Genomic DNA, 15,868 nt, shown 5'->3' with positions numbered 1-15,868 from the left:
AGTATGATGAGGAGGGTAACAATGTTAAATATTGCTTCGCGGATTGATCAGCTGCCGATGACCCCGATGTTAAAGAAGGTTCTGCTCTTAACCGGGATCGGCTGGATGTTTGATGCGATGGATCAGGGGATGGTTTCCGGTGTGATGGCAGCCATTGGTAAAGAATGGGCCCTGGATCCCAGCCAGCTTGGTCTGCTGGGCAGCATCGGGATGCTGGGGATGGCCCTGGGCGCCGGCTTATCCGGCATGGCCGCCGATAAATGGGGCCGCCGAACGGTGATTATGTGGACCCTGGTTATTTATGGGGTCTCCAGTGCGTTGTCCGGCTTTGCCGTGAATTTTACGATGCTGCTGGTGTTACGGTTCTTTACCGGTTTTGGACTGGGTGGGGAACTGCCGGCGGCATCAACCCTGGTCAGTGAGTTTTCGCCGACCCGGATGCGGGGCCGCAATGTTATTATTTTAGAGAGCTTCTGGGCCTGGGGATGGCTGATTGCCGCCTTTGTGGCGTATTTGTTTATCCCTGTTTACGGCTGGCGGATGGCCTTTTTTGTCGGCGGCGTACCAGCCCTGTTTGCGGCCTTTTTCCGGATGGCCGTGCCCGAATCGCCCCGTTATCTGGAATCGGTGGGTAAAATCAGTGAAGCTGAAGATCTCCTGATGACGATGGAAAAGCAGGCCAATATTACCAGCCAGGCGAAAGCCGCTGAATCAGCAACCGATAAGTTCGCGCATATCAAGGCATCGTTTCTGGATTTATGGGGCAAAGAACATATCCGTTCGACCATTGTGTTGTGGGTGATCTGGTTCGGCATCAATTTTGGTTACTATGGTTTTGTCTTATGGACCCCATCGCTCCTGGTGGCCAAGGGCTTTACCCTGACCAAAAGTTTTGAGTTTACCCTGATTATGTGTCTGGCCCAGTTGCCGGGCTACTTCAGTGCCGCCTATCTGATCGAAAAGGTCGGGCGCAAAAAAGTACTGGCCATTTATTTTGCCGGAACCGCCCTGGCCGCCTGGCTGTTTGGCCATGCCGGTAGTGTCGAACAAATTTTGATCTATGGTTCAATGCTTTATTTCTTCAGCCTGGGCGCCTGGGGCTGCGTTTACGCCTATACCCCGGAAGTCTATCCCACCTTTTTTAGAGCGACCGGGTCCGGCTGGGCCGCTGCCTTTGGTCGGATCGGCGCCTTTTCAGCACCCTTTATTGTGCCGGTGATCTATAATTATTATGGCACCGAAATCGGCTATACCAATGTCTTTATTACCCTGACCCTGGTGTTTGCGGTGGTGGCCATTGTGGTGGCCGTATTCGGCAAAGAAACGATGGGGAAAACCCTGGAAGAAATCAACCAATCAGCAAGCTAAATACTACCACATCAAAAAATAAGCAAACAGCCTGTTGTCCACCGCGACAACAGGCTGTTTGCTTGCTTAAAAACGGCTATTCAGGCAATCGTAAAACGCATCACTGGGATAAGGCATTTTCGATCGATTTGAGATAGGCCTTGCTTGACACCGTGGCACCGGTGACGGTGTCGACGGTGGTATTCTGTTTTTCGATGACGCTGTTGATGATGGTGCTGGTCATTTCCGGAGCTTCGATGGTGATTGTTTTGACCACATCGATGTTGGCAATCTGATGATCGGCCACGCTGACGGCGACCTCATTGCTCCAGCGTCCCGCCTGATAAACCCCGGCATAGGTGCCATCTTCAATGTTGGTCAGATCGACGGGGTTGATCGCCAGGTTTTCGCCGGCCTCCAGGCCATTGGTGATGTAAAAAACACCGCCGGCCCCGACCAGTACCAATACGCCCAGAATACTGAGAATAATAATCATTGCTTTTTTCATGTGTTTTTCCTCCTGTTATTTTGATTCCTGGTCCATCGCCTCCAGGTTTGTCAGCAATTTTTCAATGGCTGACCGGGTCGCCGCCAGTTCTGCGGCGCTGATGCCATCAAATAATTTTTCAGTAAAGAGTTCGGATTTCTGCTGGCTTTCCTGGCCAAAAGAATCAATCGCATCAGTTAGTTTGATCCGGGTGATCCGGGCATCGTGGGGATCCTTTGCCATCACCACAAAGCCCTTTTGTTCTAATTTAAGCGCGACCTGTTTGACATTCTGATGGGAGCTGCCCATGCCTTTGGCGACTTCTTTGATGGTCGGGTCGTGATCAAAAATATTCTGTACCACAATGGTCAGCAGCCACTGCTTGGTGGTTAAATTGTATTCTTTGAGTTCCCGTTCCAGTAGAGTATCCATCTGGTTGGCAACAACTTGAACCCCACCAAAGATAAATTTTTGGTCCGGCATTGAATCGATATTGTCCAAATGATAACCTCCAACAATCTATTAAGGTAACACATTACCTTAATAGATAATACATTACCTTCTTAAAGCTGTCAACAGCTTTTGCAAAAATAATGCTGTTTCTGAAAAAAGTTAAGGGTCTCAGGATTTGAAAGGGTTTGCAGTAATTTTAAGGTCCCAAATTTGTAAATTTATGTTATTATAGATGGGCGCCAGAAAGAGCAGTACGATGTAAACTCATTGCTGCTGAGATATTGATGACGGTTTGCAACGCATAATGGATTTGACACCATATCTTGTATGTGGTAAAATACAGACAACAAAATAAAGACAATAAAGGTGTTTGAACCAACCAATCTTATGCCTCTTGACCCCCGCCGTCGAGAGGTTTTTCAATGCCCGGAAAGTAAATAAATAAGTAAACAAATAAATAAGCAGACTAGCAGGAAAGAAGGAAAACAGACCAGCATGATTACTAAAATCAAAAAACGCGACGGACGAGAAGCGCCCTTTAATATTGAAAAAATTGCCAATGCAATTTTTAAGGCAGCCACGGAAATCGGCGGCCAGAATTACCAGACCGCCATGGATCTGGCTGAAAAAGTGGCCATTTATATCGAACAGGAAATGAAGACCAACACCCCGACGGTGGAAGAAATTCAGGATGCCGCGGAAAAAATCCTGATCGAAACCGGCCACGCCAAAACCGCCAAGGAATATATCCTCTACCGGGCCGAACGCACCCGGATCCGCGAAATGGATACCCGGCTGATGAAAATATATGAAGACCTGACCTTTAAAGAGGCCAAAGACAACGATGTCAAACGGGAAAACGCCAATATCGACGGCGACACTGCCATGGGTACGATGCTGAAATATGGCTCAGAAGGCGCCAAGCAGTTTTATGAAATGTTTGTCCTCAATCCCGACCATTCAAAGGCCCATAAGGCTGGCGAAATCCACATTCATGATATGGACTTTTTAACCCTGACGACCACCTGCTGTCAGATTGATTTAGAGCAACTGTTTAAAAATGGCTTCTCCACCGGCCACGGCCATCTGCGGGAACCCAATGATATTCAGAGCTATTCAGCCCTGGCCTGCATTGCCATCCAGTCCAACCAGAACGATCAGCATGGTGGCCAGAGCATTCCCAATTTTGACTATACCATGGTGCCCGGGGTGAAAAAAACCTATATCCGGCTTTATCGCGAAAATCTGGCCAAGGCCTTAACCTTACTGGCGGATACTAAAAACGCCTTTGCTAAGGTCAAAGCCATCAGTGAAGATATTGAAAAGAAACAGGGCTTAAGTCCGGCGTTGGATCAACCGCAAAATTACCGGGAAGCCGAAGCCCGGAGCCTGACCCAATGGATCCCCGATGCCAACATCATCAGCCGGGTCCAGGACTTTGCGGTGGAAAATGCCGAACGGGAAATTGACCGCAGTGTCTACCAGGCGATGGAAGCCTTTGTCCATAATCTCAACACCATGCACAGCCGGGCCGGGGCTCAAATCCCTTTCAGTTCCATCAATTACGGCATGGATACCACCACCGAGGGGCGGCTGGTGATAAAAAACCTGCTGCTGGCCACGGAGGCCGGGTTGGGCAATGGCGAAACCCCGATCTTTCCAATTCATATTTTCAAGGTCAAGGAAGGGGTCAATTACAATCCCTGGGATCCCAACTATGATCTGTTTAAACTGGCCTGCCGGGTCAGTGCCAAGCGCCTGTTTCCGAATTTCTCCTTTTTGGATGCGCCTTATAACTTGAAATATTACAAGCCCGGACAACCAGAAACCGAAATCGCCTATATGGGCTGCCGTACCCGGGTAATCGGCAATGTTCATGACACCAATCGGGAAATCACCTATGGCCGCGGCAACCTCAGTTTTACCACCATTAACCTGCCCCGGATTGCCTTAAACAGCAAAGGCGACCAGGAACTGTTTTTTAAAGAGTTGGATCAGAAAATCGATCTGGTCATTGAGCAGCTACTGGAGCGATTTGAAATTCAGGCCCACAAAAAAGTAAAGAATTTTCCCTTCCTGATGGGCCAGGGCGTCTGGATTGACTCTGCCGAGCTGAGCGACGAGATGGAAATCCGCGAAGTGCTGAAACATGGCACCCTGAGCATGGGCTTTATCGGCCTGGCCGAATGCCTGACCGTTTTAACCGGCCAACACCATGGTGAAGCGGCCGCAGTGCAGGCTCTGGGGCTTAGCATTATCGGCCATATGCGCAAACGAATGGACGAAACCAGTGAGCAGTACCGGCTCAACTTCACCCTGCTGGGTACCCCGGCCGAAGGCACCGCCGGACGCTTTGTCAAACTGGATAAACAGGTCTTTGGTGAGATCCCCGGCGTCACCGACCGCGAATACTACACCAACTCCTTTCACATTCCTGTTTACTACCCCACCAGCGCTTATGAAAAAATCACCCTGGAAGCCCCCTATCATGAGTTGACCAACGCCGGGCACATCACCTATGTGGAAATGGATGGGGACCCGCTGGACAATCTGGAAGCCTTTGAAAAAGTGGTTAGAACCATGAAAGAAGCCGGCATCGGCTATGGCTCAATCAACCACCCGGTGGACCGGGATCCGGTCTGCGGCTATACCGGCATCATTGGCGATGAGTGCCCCAGTTGCGGCCGCAGCGAAGGTGATGTTCAATTTGAACGGATCCGTCGCATCACCGGTTATCTGGTCGGAACCCTGGACCGCTTCAACGACGCCAAAAAAGCCGAAGTGAGAGATCGGATCAATCATTTCAATACCGCCGGGCCAATGGCTGGTGGGGACCGGCTGGAGCAACTGTAATGAACCCCCAGCTAAGAATTGCCGGCGTCGTTAAGGAATCGATTGTCGATGGCCCGGGCATCCGCTTGGTGGTGTTTGCCCAGGGCTGCCGCCATCATTGTCAGGGCTGCCATAACCCGGCCACCCATGATTTTAGCGGCGGCAAGCTGGTAGACATCGAAACTATTCTAGACGAAATGCAAAAGAACCCGCTGCTGGACGGCATTACCCTCAGCGGCGGGGAACCCTTTGAACAGCCGCAGGCCTTTGCCGCACTGGCCCGCCGTGCCCGGCAGCTGGGCTATCATGTGATAGCCTACAGCGGCTACCGCTACGAAACCCTGATCGCCAACAAAGATCAGCAGCAACTGCTGGAGCACACCGATCTGCTGGTGGACGGGAAGTTCGACATAACCCAAAAGAGCCTGCTACTCAAATTCCGGGGCTCCAAAAATCAGCGGATCATTGACCTAAACCAGTCCCGCCTCCAAAACCAGATGATATTGAGTGAACTGAATTAAAATACGCTAGTAACCCCGGTACCGACAACAGATTAACAATTGGTCGGTACGGAAGTTTAGCAACCACCTCGCGCCGTTGACCGGCGTTTTTTTTATGCCAATTTTTCAGCATAATGCTTAAAAATCTTAAGTAAAACGAAAATCTTTGACATATGCTAAAAAATCGTAAAAAACAATAAAAAATAATTTCAAAAAAATGCCAAAAAACGTGTCACACAAGTTGCCACACGTTGTGGTGCAAAAAAAATTGTGCTAGAATGGAAAAGAATGAAAAAAGTTTAATAAAGTTTTAAGAAACCACGTACACTTTAATTTAGGGGAGAATCAATGGCGAACACGACACATCAATTAGAAGAAGATTTAGAAATAGATATCCTTAAACTGCTCAAAGCACTTTGGCGTAAAGCCTGGTTAATTGTGATCTCAGCGGTTATATGTGGTGGCCTGGTACTGGCTTTTACCTATTTCCTGGTGGAACCACTTTATGAATCAAAGGCACAAATGTATGTTAACAATAGTTCACTGTCATTTGATTCCGCCGCCCTGAGTCTGACCAGCGGGGATATTTCCGCCGCCAAAAGTCTGGTTGAAACCTATATTGTCATTCTGCAGTCCCGACAGGTGCTGAGCGAGATCATCAGCAAGGCCGAGCTGGATTTAACCTATGAGGAACTAAGCAAAATGATCACGGCAGAATCAGTCAGCTCCACCGAAGTGTTTGAAGTGGTCGTGACCGATACCGACCCCTACCGGGCCGAAAAAATTGCCAATACCATTGCCGGCATCCTGCCCGAAAAAATCAGCAGTATTGTTGAAGGCAGCTCGGTGCGGATCGTTGACTACGCCGTTATCCCGGCGGAGAAAAGCAGTCCCAGCCTGATTAAAAACAGTTTAGTCGGGGCGTTAATCGGTTTTCTTTTATGTGCCGGGCTGATTATTGCCCTGGAACTCAGCGACACCATCATCCGCGACGATAATTACCTGATCACAAACTATGAGGAAATCCCGTTACTGGCAATTATTCCCGATATGGACAGTAAAACAAGTAATAATGGTTACTATTACAGTAATTACAAGTAAAACAAGAGCGAAAGGAGGTGCCTACTGATGGGTTGGAGAAAGAAAAACACCGCTGGTAAGGGCGCAGATCGGAATAAATTAACAGAACAGCAAAAAATCGGCGGCAGCCTGAATTTTCAAGCCGCAGAAGCCTATAAACTGTTGCGGACCAATTTGGAATTCTCGTTTGCCGATGATAAAAAATGCAAGATCATTGGCATCACCAGTGCCTTGAGTGGCGAAGGCAAAAGCCTGACCACCATCAATATCGCCTATGCGATAGCCGCAAACGATAAGAAGGTGCTGGTTCTCGAAGCCGATTTTAGAAAACCGACCGTCGCGTCCAAGCTGGGCCTTAATGAAAATGTCGGCTTGACCGACCTGCTGGTAAACCATGAGATTGCCCCGGGTGATATCCTGGTGGGCGTCAGAATGTCAGAACTGGTTAAGTTTGACCTCGCACCGACGGGCCGAATCCCCCCGAATCCCGCCGAATTGCTGGATTCCAACAAAATGAAGGGTTTTCTGGAAATCTGTTCCGAGAACTATGATTATATCTTAATTGATTTACCCCCCATCACCGTTGTTGCTGACGCGGTGATTGCCTCGAAGCATATCGACGGGATGGTGGTAGTGGTACGCCAGGATCGCTGTGATCAAAAAGCGCTCAATGAAACCATGAGACAGTTGAAATTCTCACATACAAAAGTTTTGGGTTTTGTGTTTAATGGCTATAATCAGGCAAAATTGGGGTATTATAAAAAACATGCGTATCAAAAGAATTATGAAGCAGACTATGTGAAGGCCAGTCCTTCGCTACCCCAGGGGTGATCGGATGATTGATTTTCATTCGCACATTTTACCGGGGATGGATGATGGCAGTAAAAACCCTGAAGAATCAGCGAAAATGATTGAAGCATCCTTCAATCAGGGGGTTGAAATGATCGTTGCGACGCCGCACTTTTATCCCTGGCTGGAAAAACCGATCGATTTTTTAGTCAGAAGAGCCAGCGCGATCAGATCGCTGACCGTACCACTGGATAAAATCCGGATTGGCGCAGAAGTCGCTTATTATGATGGGATCGTCACCACCGAAGATATCGGAGCACTGAAGATTTCCGATACCGATTTCATATTAATTGAAATGCCAATGACCGCCTGGACGAAACGGATGCTCGATTCGCTCCATGCCATTGAAAACAGAACTCGGCTGAAAGTGGTGATCGCGCATTTGGATCGCTATCTGCGGCTGCAAAAACGAACTGATAATATTGACTATGTCTGTGATAACTTTTTTATCCAGGTCAATGCCGATTACTTTATCAACCGCGGTACCCAAAGAAAAGCCCTGAAGCTGTTCAATGAAAATGGCGTTGATTTTATCGGTTCAGATTGTCACAATTTAACATCGCGGCCACCCAATGTGGGGGAAGCCTATCAAACGATTGAAAAAAAACTAGGCATAAAAAGTGTAAAAGCTTTTCATGATAAACAAAACCAGTATTTAGAAGGAGGAATCATTTATGAAAGGTAAGAAGAATTGGAAGGTTATTGTGTTGATGACAGCCGTGCTGTTATCACTGACAAGTGCGCAGGTATTTGCATCGGTCGCCCCGAGTGTCAGCTCAAAGGCAGCACCGGATGTTGTGGGGGCAGCGACATTCACCGATGCCGATGGTAACCCGATCACCATTAATGCCGGCGACATTAAGATTACCGCCGATGCAGCAGAGGGAACATTAAGTCCCGAAGAAAAAGCAATTTACGACGAAGCTAAAGCTCAATTCACCAACCCCAACTCAGAATACAACAAAGATTTAGGCGATTTCCTGACTAAGAATTACCCCGGAATTGCGGCTGATAAGGTTGTGGTTCGTGAGATCTTTGATATCAAAGTGAATCAGGATTTAAAATTTGACAAAGGCCAAAAACTGGAGCTGACTATGAGTGGCAGTTATAAACCAGGGGATACCGTGATCGTGACTGTTTTCAATAAGGATACCGGCAAATGGGATTTCATCGAGTCTAAAGATGTAACCGTCAATGCCGATGGCTCATTAACCGTTAAATTCCCGCATTTATGCCCGGTTGCAATTCTGGTAGCCGATCAGGGTACCGCAGCAGCAACAACCACCGTTGAAAGTACCAAGAAAAACGCAGCCCCACCAACCGTTACCGGTGAAGCAGGCGGCAACGGTAATACCTTCTCAATGCTGATTCCGGTTTTAGGTCTGGGTGCTGTTATTTTAGCAGTTGTATTCGTGGCCCTGAAAAAGAAAAAATCCGTATAATTAATCAGACCAGATGAGAAAGAATAGTAGAACTGGCAGTAACATCGTTTTTCGTACCTTTGTCATCCTGATTATCGGCACGATTGCGGTTGTTACTGCTTATTTAGCAGTAACAAATTTTGGACACAAATTTGGACAAGTATTTGGACAGGAAGAAATCGAAAATGCCGGTCAGACCCTGACCGATTATGAAGAGTCGAAAGCAATTTATATCAATGATCAGAAATACTTACCAGATCCCGATGTGTATACTTTTCTTCTCGGTGGTGTTGACAAGTTTGGTGCGGTAGCAGAAAGTGACTCATACCTGAACAATGAGCAGATCGACTTTCTCGCCCTGATTGCCTACGATAAAAATAAAAACACCTGTAAAATTTTGATTATCAACCGGGACACCATGATGGAAGTACCGGTGCTGGGGCTGGGCGGCAAAAGTGCCGGCACAGCCTTTGAACAAATTGCCTTGTCCCATACTTATGGAACCGGACTGAAAGACAGTGCCGAAAATACCGTCAATGCCGTCGAAAAACTGCTGGGCGGGATTACCGTTGACAATTACGCCATTATGAAAATGGATGCCATACCGGTCTTAAATGATATGGTAGGCGGGGTACCGGTTGTTATTAAAGAAGATCTGACGGCCATTAATCCTGGTTTTTTACCGGAGACCCCGGTAACCTTAAGTGGTGATCTGGCCTTGCAATTTATCAGGCGCCGGATGGATGTCGCGGACGGCACCAATTTATCCCGGATTCGCCGACAGGAACAGTATATCAACGGGTTTTATAATAATTTAAGACTGCGGGTGGGTGAAAATGGCAATTTTTTAGTCAAATCCTTTGCCGCCGTAGAAGATTATCTGATCACCGATTGTGATTATGTTAAGTTGAATGAGTTTCAGAACTATATTAAAACCTATCCCGAAGCGGCCATTTTCACCATGGTTGGTGAAGCCCGCCAGGGCCCGGAATTCATAGAGTTTTACCCGGATCAGGGCAATTTAACCCAACTAACCGTTGACCTTTTTTATAAATCGGCAGAATAGAACAAAAGCAGTTTTTATCGAATAGATGTATTTTGAAAATGGGGTAAGAGATGTATAAGCTTTATAAGGAAAGTTGGATAAAGTACTATAAGTTTACAATAAGCGATTTTATCTGTCTGAATATTGCATTTTTATTACCGCTTATCAATGGTATTATTTCACAGAACAATTACCGAACGTATTTTGAGCTGGCCCTGATTATGAGCATATGTTTTTATATTTACGTTTTACTTAACGATGCCTACAAGAACATTTATTGCCGCGGTTATTTTGATGAAGCGACGTCGGTCTTATATCAGGTCAGTTTGATTTATGGATGGGTCATCTTCATTACCTTTATTTTAAAAACCACCGCCGTTTATTCACGGCTGAATTTAACCCTAATGTATTTACTGACATTAGTGCTAACCTATACGGCAAGGAGTCTGATTAAGAGAGCCAGCAAAAAGCGTTTAACACTGAGTATAAACGCCAAGAAGGGGGTCATCTTCACGTTCAGTGATCGCCTTGATGAACTGGACAACATTATCAGAACCGTTCAGAACAATGATTGCGAGGCGTACCATTTCAATCGTGTAGTAGTGTTGGATGATCAGCCGGCTGAGGGCTGTAAGATTCCCCAATTGCCATCTAAAGAGGCGGCCTATAAATATATCAAAAGAAATGTAGTTGACGATGTCCTGATCTTTGCCAATCATTACAATGAATTGATTTATGAAATTGAAGAAACCTGTATTACGATGGGGGTAGTGGTCCATTATGTGCTGGGTGAACGAAAGAGTAAATATCCCAAGAAAGAAATCATTGAGGAGTTTGGCCAGTACAAAATTGTCACCAGCGGTTTAAACGTCATCAGTGTCCGGCAATTGTTTGTTAAACGGGTAATTGATATTTGCGGCAGCCTGGTGGGATTGCTGATCATGGGGATCTGTTGTCTCTTTGTGGCCCCGATGATTTACATTAAAAGTCCCGGTCCGATCTTTTACTCCCAAACCCGAGTCGGGACCAACGGGCGGCCCTTTAAAATCTATAAGTTTAGGTCCATGTATCCGGATGCCGAAAAGCGCAAGGCAGAATTGCTGGCCAAGAACAAAATGGACGGACTGATGTTTAAGATGGATAATGATCCCCGGATTATCAAAGGGATCGGTCAGTTTATCCGCTCGACTAGTATAGATGAGTTGCCGCAGATGTGGAATGTCCTAAAAGGCGATATGTCACTGGTGGGCACCCGGCCACCGACGCTGGATGAGTTTAATGAATACAGCTTTCACCACAAGTCAAGACTGGCAATGAAGCCCGGGATCACCGGTTTATGGCAGATCAGTGGCCGCAGCCAGGTGACGAATTTTGAAGAAGTCGTGGCCTTAGACAATAAATATATCAGTGAGTGGCGGATGGGTTCGGACGTTAAGATATTGTTTAAGACGGTGATGGTGGTGTTTGGACGGTGTGGTGCGGTGTAGGATGAGGTTGTATTGGTATGAGACTTGGGTAAATGATCCACTGTGGGGGGGGACTATGGTGGATTTTTTATTGGGAGATTTAATGATGACAGGAACAAATGCTATATAGAAATGTAAAATATGCAACGTATTTTATTGGGCTATAGAAATAATGGGAACAACAAAGTCTTATGAAACAAATGAAAAGAGCGTTGAAATAAAGAGTGAGGCTTTGTTGATCGTTTACATGAAAAATGTGACTGATGAAAAAAATCAATACTTGCCTACTAAAAGTCTATTAAATACTAGAATCGTAACGAATATGGATTGAAAGAATGATGATACGAAAGGCCAGTCATTTCGACCAAGGTTAGAACAATGGAGTGAATTAATAATGTAGTTGGTTCATTCCTCGCATGGCATGTGCTATGATAATCCGTCCTTTGTTTATGGTAGTTACTGTCTCCCGTAAATATGGCAGTAATTTCTTCGGTAGTAAAGTTGACTGTAATTTAATAGATTTCAAGAAAGTATGCAATACAATCCTTGCAAATCCTGAGGACAGCTGTTTGGATAATGTGTGTGAATAGGTCCTTACAAAAGACCATTCGGTAGAGATTGATCAAAGGAAGTGAGCGTTGTGTACAAAAAAAAGAAAAAAATATGTTTTGCGGCTTCGTCAGGCGGTCACTTTGAGCAGTTGATGATGCTGAGACCATTGATGGATAAATATGATAGCGTTGTTGTTTCTGAAAAAACGGAATACGGTTCAGATGTAAAAGGTATAAAGGTTTATTACATGTTGCAAGTAAATAGAAAAGAAAAATCATGTTTTCCAAGATTAGCTATGAATGCATTTAAAGCATTGAAATTATATATAGTTGAAAAACCAGATATAATCATATGTACCGGTGTATTGGCAATGATTCCTCTTTGTTTGATATGTAAAATGTTTGGTAAGAAGCTGATTTACATAGAATCATTTGCGAAAGTAATAAGTCCTACTCAATCAGGAAAACTACTTTATAAATATGCAGATCAGTTTTATGTTCAATGGCCACAAATGAAAGAATTTTATCCAAAAGCAATTTATTTAGGTGGCATCTATTAATACAAAGTGATTATCAATGATGATTCGTTTATCCAGAGATACTCATTGATTGTATACAGCGCTTTAAAAAATTAACGAGGAGGAAGAACATGATATTTGTAACATTAGGAAGTCAAAGATTCCAATTTAACAGATTGCTAAAAAAAATTGATGAATGTGTTGCAGATGGAACTATATCAGATGAGGTATTTGCTCAAATTGGTGTAAGTGATTACATACCACAGCATTATATTTATAAATCTTTTTTAGACAGAAATGAATTTGCATGCACTATATCCAAATGTGACACGGTGATCACCCATGGTGGTACAGGGGCAATTATTGGTGCGGTAAAAAAAAGAAAAAAAGTAATTGCAGTGCCAAGGCTTGCTAGATATGGAGAGCATGTAGATGACCATCAAATACAGTTGATTAGGCAGTTTGACGGATTAAATTTAATTTGCCCATGCTGGGATGTGGAAGATTTAAAAGCTGCCATTCAGACAAGCAAGATGGAGCAGTATCAGGAATATGAATCCAATTCAAATATAATCATTGAAAGTATTGTGCAATTTATAGAAAATAATTGAGGAGACCAGTTTGAAGTTAGTTATAGTGTCAAATATGTATCCAGATTCAAAACATCCTTCATACGGCATATTTGTTAAGAAGTTCTGTGATCAGTTGGACATCGCAGGTATTAAATATAAAAAATGTGTGATGCTTTTTAGCGATTCCAAAATAGGAAAAGCTAAAAACTATTTTTTGTTTTACGTTAAGACTGTCCTGAAATTACTATTTGGAACTTATGAGATAGTTTATGTGCATTATGCTTCTCATAGCAGTATACCGGTTCTTATTGCAAATAAAATGAGAAAAAAGCCAATATATACAAATGTCCATGGTAGTGATGTCGTTCCTGAAAACTCCAAACAGGAGAAGCTGCAAAAGTATACAATAGCGATATTGGGAAAAAGTGAAAAAATAGTTGTACCTAGCGAATATTTTAAAAAATATGTGTCGCAGAAATATCGCTTACAAACTGAAACCATTTATGTGTACCCGTCAGCTGGAGTAAATCATAATGTTTTTCATCCTTTAAGCATAGAAAACAAAAGAAATCTCAAAGAGAAATATGGGTTGGATAAGCGGCATTTAAATTTTGGTATGGCTGGTAGAATAAGCAAAGATAAAGGCTGGGATACCTATATAGAAGCCGTATCTAAATCAATTTCAAAAGGTATTAAAGCGAATTATATTTTAGTTGGTTGCGGTCCAGAAGAAAAAGAATTGGAGCAACTTATTAGAAAAAATAAACTGGAAGATGTTATTTGTAGAGTGGGATTGTTGCCGCAAAAAGAACTAGCGTTGTTTTATGGGCTGATCGACTATTTTATTTTTCCGACTAAACGAGAAGGTGAGAGTTTGGGGTTGGTTGCCATAGAAGCAATGTCATGCGGCATTCCAGTTGTATCAAGTTCATATGCCGCACCAGATTACTATGTTCATGATGGTATAAACGGATACAAATTTCCGGTTGGAAATTCAAATGAATTATCAAAGATTATGGTGAGATTAACAGAGACACATAATATGGAAAATTATAATGAACTTTCGCGAGGAGCTCAAAATACAGCAAAGGAATACTATGAACAAAATATCATGGATAAACTTAAAGCTATTTTTGAGACATGAAAATAGGAAGATGAGTAGGTCAATTATGAAAAAATGCGTTGGCTACAGTTATTATTCCTGTAAATAACGTTGAACATTATTTAGGTGAATGATTGAAAGCTGTTGCTGAATTGCACAAAGGAAACTGCTGTTATTTAAGGTTCTACAAAGTTTAAAGATCTCGTTTACGCGATCAATGCTATTGCTGCTATTTCTCTTCCTTGAATAGTATGAAAAATTTCAAGCTGTTCCAATCTGTATCTGTTTCTAGCAAAGCCAAATAAATCAGTAAGCCAGTTTTATTTGGCACGGTATCATATCTGGTGACCGCATGATGCAATCAATCATTATCTGAATCACGACAGGGATGATTGGTTCCGGCTACTCTGGTCTTTTTTAAAATGCAATATAAGGCATTTTTGGTAACGGCACATTACTGATATTGAATAGGATCTTGACTGGTGCGAATAGAATTCTAATTTCGTATTTTAGAGTACCCAAGCACAGCGAGGGTTATATCGCTGATTTTTTAGGATGTCATTTTCCGCCAGTATGAGTTGGTCTTCTTTTCTCAATTGGATAAGTTCATTTTCAACATCTAGTACATCATTGCATAAAATGCTGATAATAAATACTGTCTATCATTTACTCAGCGTTTGATGAATTATAATCTTAATCGTTAGAGATAGGTGGTTTACTATACGAAAGAAAACTGTTGACATGATACCTGCTTTATCCAATGTGATGATCGCTATTTTGGCATTCTTTTCGAATAGTAATTATTTTAAAGCGTTCTAAGGTTGTCATAATGACTTCACGTGGCCGCATTAATTAGGAAATTGCTAAAAAATTGATCTTCATTACAATAGTGCAGCTCTTTGGCGAACTTATTTTCTCAATGCCCTTTCCCTTTCTCACCTGAGTGAATTAGAAAACACTGCTTCTGAAAAGCTTTCCGGATAGAGTATGAATATTTTTTCAGATAAGCAGTGATCAGAATGTCCGGTTGTATTTAAGCCAGAGTAGATTGCATAATAATTGACCTTGTTTGTAAATTCCCCTCCGTTTTGGTTGCGAAGCTAGTCAATAGATCCATAATTAGCTCGTTGCTGAAATAAAAAATAAGGTAACGCTGAGCAGATTCCCGCGAAATCGGTTAGTTTTTTTTAAAAATAACGTCAATTTAAAACCACATAAAACACGTTGCTGACTGTATTCACCAGAAAAATAGGAAGCTTCCGAAGTGTTCACTGCCAAAGCTAAGACCAACTGTAATCTATACGTGAGTGTTAGGAAATCGAACAGAACGGCATTCACGAGGTATCCACAGCGAGAGATTATTAGTATCCAGGCAATAGAGCATAAATATCCGGTGAAACTGCTATTACCGAACCAATGTGCAAAATGGTATTTGAGTATATTCGCCAGGGGACAGACCAGCCCGATTGGATTTTTTACATCGCACATAGAATGCTATACCCGCCTTATCTGAATCAGATAAGAAATGAAGAGAACTTTTGACAATCAGTTCTTGAGGTTGCAAAAAAAGCTCCTGATCAGGGATATATTTGGAGTGTTATCATAAAAGTGCAGTCCCAAATTGCAAGGAAATGAGGTAAAATAG

At 43.6% G+C, this 15,868-nt stretch carries 14 protein-coding genes; 12 read left to right on the top strand and 2 right to left on the bottom strand.

Going from position 1 to position 15,868, the window contains the following annotated elements; translation table 11 throughout:
- The first annotated feature begins 21 nt into the window (after positions 1-21).
- Complete coding sequence (locus ABGU93_RS12300) at positions 22-1,368, top strand: MFS transporter (RefSeq protein WP_347413741.1); 1,347 nt, start codon at positions 22-24, stop codon at positions 1,366-1,368.
- A gap of 100 nt (positions 1,369-1,468) precedes the next feature.
- On the opposite strand, the gene ABGU93_RS12295 is transcribed toward ABGU93_RS12300, so the two are convergent.
- Positions 1,469-1,855: an FMN-binding protein gene (locus ABGU93_RS12295; protein ID WP_347413740.1), complete on the bottom strand. Its 387-nt coding sequence runs from the start codon at positions 1,853-1,855 to the stop codon at positions 1,469-1,471.
- A 15-nt stretch (positions 1,856-1,870) separates the two neighbouring features.
- Positions 1,871-2,335 (bottom strand): MarR family transcriptional regulator, encoded by a 465-nt coding sequence (locus tag ABGU93_RS12290; RefSeq protein ID WP_347413739.1) that lies wholly within the window; start codon positions 2,333-2,335, stop codon positions 1,871-1,873.
- A gap of 447 nt (positions 2,336-2,782) precedes the next feature.
- Here ABGU93_RS12290 and ABGU93_RS12285 point away from each other — a divergent pair, with 447 nt between their 5' ends.
- From ABGU93_RS12285 to ABGU93_RS12235, 11 genes are all read left to right on the top strand, one after another.
- The gene (locus ABGU93_RS12285; RefSeq protein WP_347413738.1) at positions 2,783-5,140 is read left to right on the top strand and encodes an anaerobic ribonucleoside triphosphate reductase; all 2,358 of its coding nucleotides are present in this window, start codon (positions 2,783-2,785) and stop codon (positions 5,138-5,140) included.
- Positions 5,140-5,640, top strand: coding sequence for an anaerobic ribonucleoside-triphosphate reductase activating protein (gene nrdG / locus ABGU93_RS12280; protein WP_347413737.1), 501 nt, complete (start codon positions 5,140-5,142; stop codon positions 5,638-5,640). Before ABGU93_RS12285 ends, nrdG begins: the two co-directional genes overlap by 1 nt.
- 327 nt (positions 5,641-5,967) lie before the next feature.
- On the top strand, positions 5,968-6,720 hold the full coding sequence (locus ABGU93_RS12275) for a Wzz/FepE/Etk N-terminal domain-containing protein (RefSeq protein WP_347413736.1): 753 nt from the start codon (positions 5,968-5,970) through the stop codon (positions 6,718-6,720).
- 27 nt (positions 6,721-6,747) lie between these two features.
- A complete protein-coding gene (locus ABGU93_RS12270) occupies positions 6,748-7,530 on the top strand; it encodes a CpsD/CapB family tyrosine-protein kinase (RefSeq protein WP_347413735.1) in 783 nt (260 codons plus the stop codon).
- A gap of 4 nt (positions 7,531-7,534) precedes the next feature.
- Positions 7,535-8,233 carry a CpsB/CapC family capsule biosynthesis tyrosine phosphatase gene (locus tag ABGU93_RS12265; protein WP_347413734.1) on the top strand — a complete coding sequence of 233 codons (699 nt, stop codon included), beginning with the start codon at positions 7,535-7,537 and terminating at the stop codon, positions 8,231-8,233.
- Entirely contained in the window at positions 8,223-8,990 is a 768-nt protein-coding gene (locus tag ABGU93_RS12260) for a hypothetical protein (RefSeq protein ID WP_347413733.1), read from the top strand. Before ABGU93_RS12265 ends, ABGU93_RS12260 begins: the two co-directional genes overlap by 11 nt.
- A 13-nt stretch (positions 8,991-9,003) precedes the next feature.
- On the top strand, positions 9,004-10,035 hold the full coding sequence (locus ABGU93_RS12255) for an LCP family protein (protein WP_347413732.1): 1,032 nt from the start codon (positions 9,004-9,006) through the stop codon (positions 10,033-10,035).
- Between the two features lie 50 nt (positions 10,036-10,085).
- Positions 10,086-11,501 carry a sugar transferase gene (locus ABGU93_RS12250; protein WP_347413731.1) on the top strand — a complete coding sequence of 472 codons (1,416 nt, stop codon included), beginning with the start codon at positions 10,086-10,088 and terminating at the stop codon, positions 11,499-11,501.
- A gap of 619 nt (positions 11,502-12,120) precedes the next feature.
- Positions 12,121-12,591, top strand: coding sequence for a PssD/Cps14F family polysaccharide biosynthesis glycosyltransferase (gene pssD, locus ABGU93_RS12245; protein WP_347413730.1), 471 nt, complete (start codon positions 12,121-12,123; stop codon positions 12,589-12,591).
- Positions 12,592-12,680: 89 nt separating this feature from the next.
- Complete coding sequence (gene pssE, locus ABGU93_RS12240) at positions 12,681-13,160, top strand: PssE/Cps14G family polysaccharide biosynthesis glycosyltransferase (protein WP_347413729.1); 480 nt, start codon at positions 12,681-12,683, stop codon at positions 13,158-13,160.
- Between the two features lie 10 nt (positions 13,161-13,170).
- Positions 13,171-14,265, top strand: coding sequence for a glycosyltransferase (locus ABGU93_RS12235; RefSeq protein ID WP_347413728.1), 1,095 nt, complete (start codon positions 13,171-13,173; stop codon positions 14,263-14,265).
- Positions 14,266-15,868 lie beyond the last annotated feature (1,603 nt).

It is taken from the genome of Acetobacterium sp., from assembly GCF_039830195.1.
Taxonomy (GTDB): Bacteria; Bacillota; Clostridia; order Eubacteriales; family Eubacteriaceae; genus Acetobacterium.
This window is presented reverse-complemented; position numbering and strand designations above follow the sequence as displayed.

What these genes read in the sequence shown, in the direction of transcription:
- ABGU93_RS12300 (WP_347413741.1), top strand. Translation starts at nt 22, where the DNA reads ATGTTAAATATTGCTTCGCGGATTGATCAGCTGCCGATGACCCCGATG.
- ABGU93_RS12295 (WP_347413740.1), bottom strand. Translation starts at nt 1,855, where the DNA reads ATGAAAAAAGCAATGATTATTATTCTCAGTATTCTGGGCGTATTGGTA.
- ABGU93_RS12285 (WP_347413738.1), top strand. Translation starts at nt 2,783, where the DNA reads ATGATTACTAAAATCAAAAAACGCGACGGACGAGAAGCGCCCTTTAAT.
- nrdG (WP_347413737.1), top strand. Translation starts at nt 5,140, where the DNA reads ATGAACCCCCAGCTAAGAATTGCCGGCGTCGTTAAGGAATCGATTGTC.
- ABGU93_RS12275 (WP_347413736.1), top strand. Translation starts at nt 5,968, where the DNA reads ATGGCGAACACGACACATCAATTAGAAGAAGATTTAGAAATAGATATC.
- ABGU93_RS12270 (WP_347413735.1), top strand. Translation starts at nt 6,748, where the DNA reads ATGGGTTGGAGAAAGAAAAACACCGCTGGTAAGGGCGCAGATCGGAAT.
- ABGU93_RS12265 (WP_347413734.1), top strand. Translation starts at nt 7,535, where the DNA reads ATGATTGATTTTCATTCGCACATTTTACCGGGGATGGATGATGGCAGT.
- ABGU93_RS12260 (WP_347413733.1), top strand. Translation starts at nt 8,223, where the DNA reads ATGAAAGGTAAGAAGAATTGGAAGGTTATTGTGTTGATGACAGCCGTG.
- ABGU93_RS12255 (WP_347413732.1), top strand. Translation starts at nt 9,004, where the DNA reads ATGAGAAAGAATAGTAGAACTGGCAGTAACATCGTTTTTCGTACCTTT.
- ABGU93_RS12250 (WP_347413731.1), top strand. Translation starts at nt 10,086, where the DNA reads ATGTATAAGCTTTATAAGGAAAGTTGGATAAAGTACTATAAGTTTACA.
- pssE (WP_347413729.1), top strand. Translation starts at nt 12,681, where the DNA reads ATGATATTTGTAACATTAGGAAGTCAAAGATTCCAATTTAACAGATTG.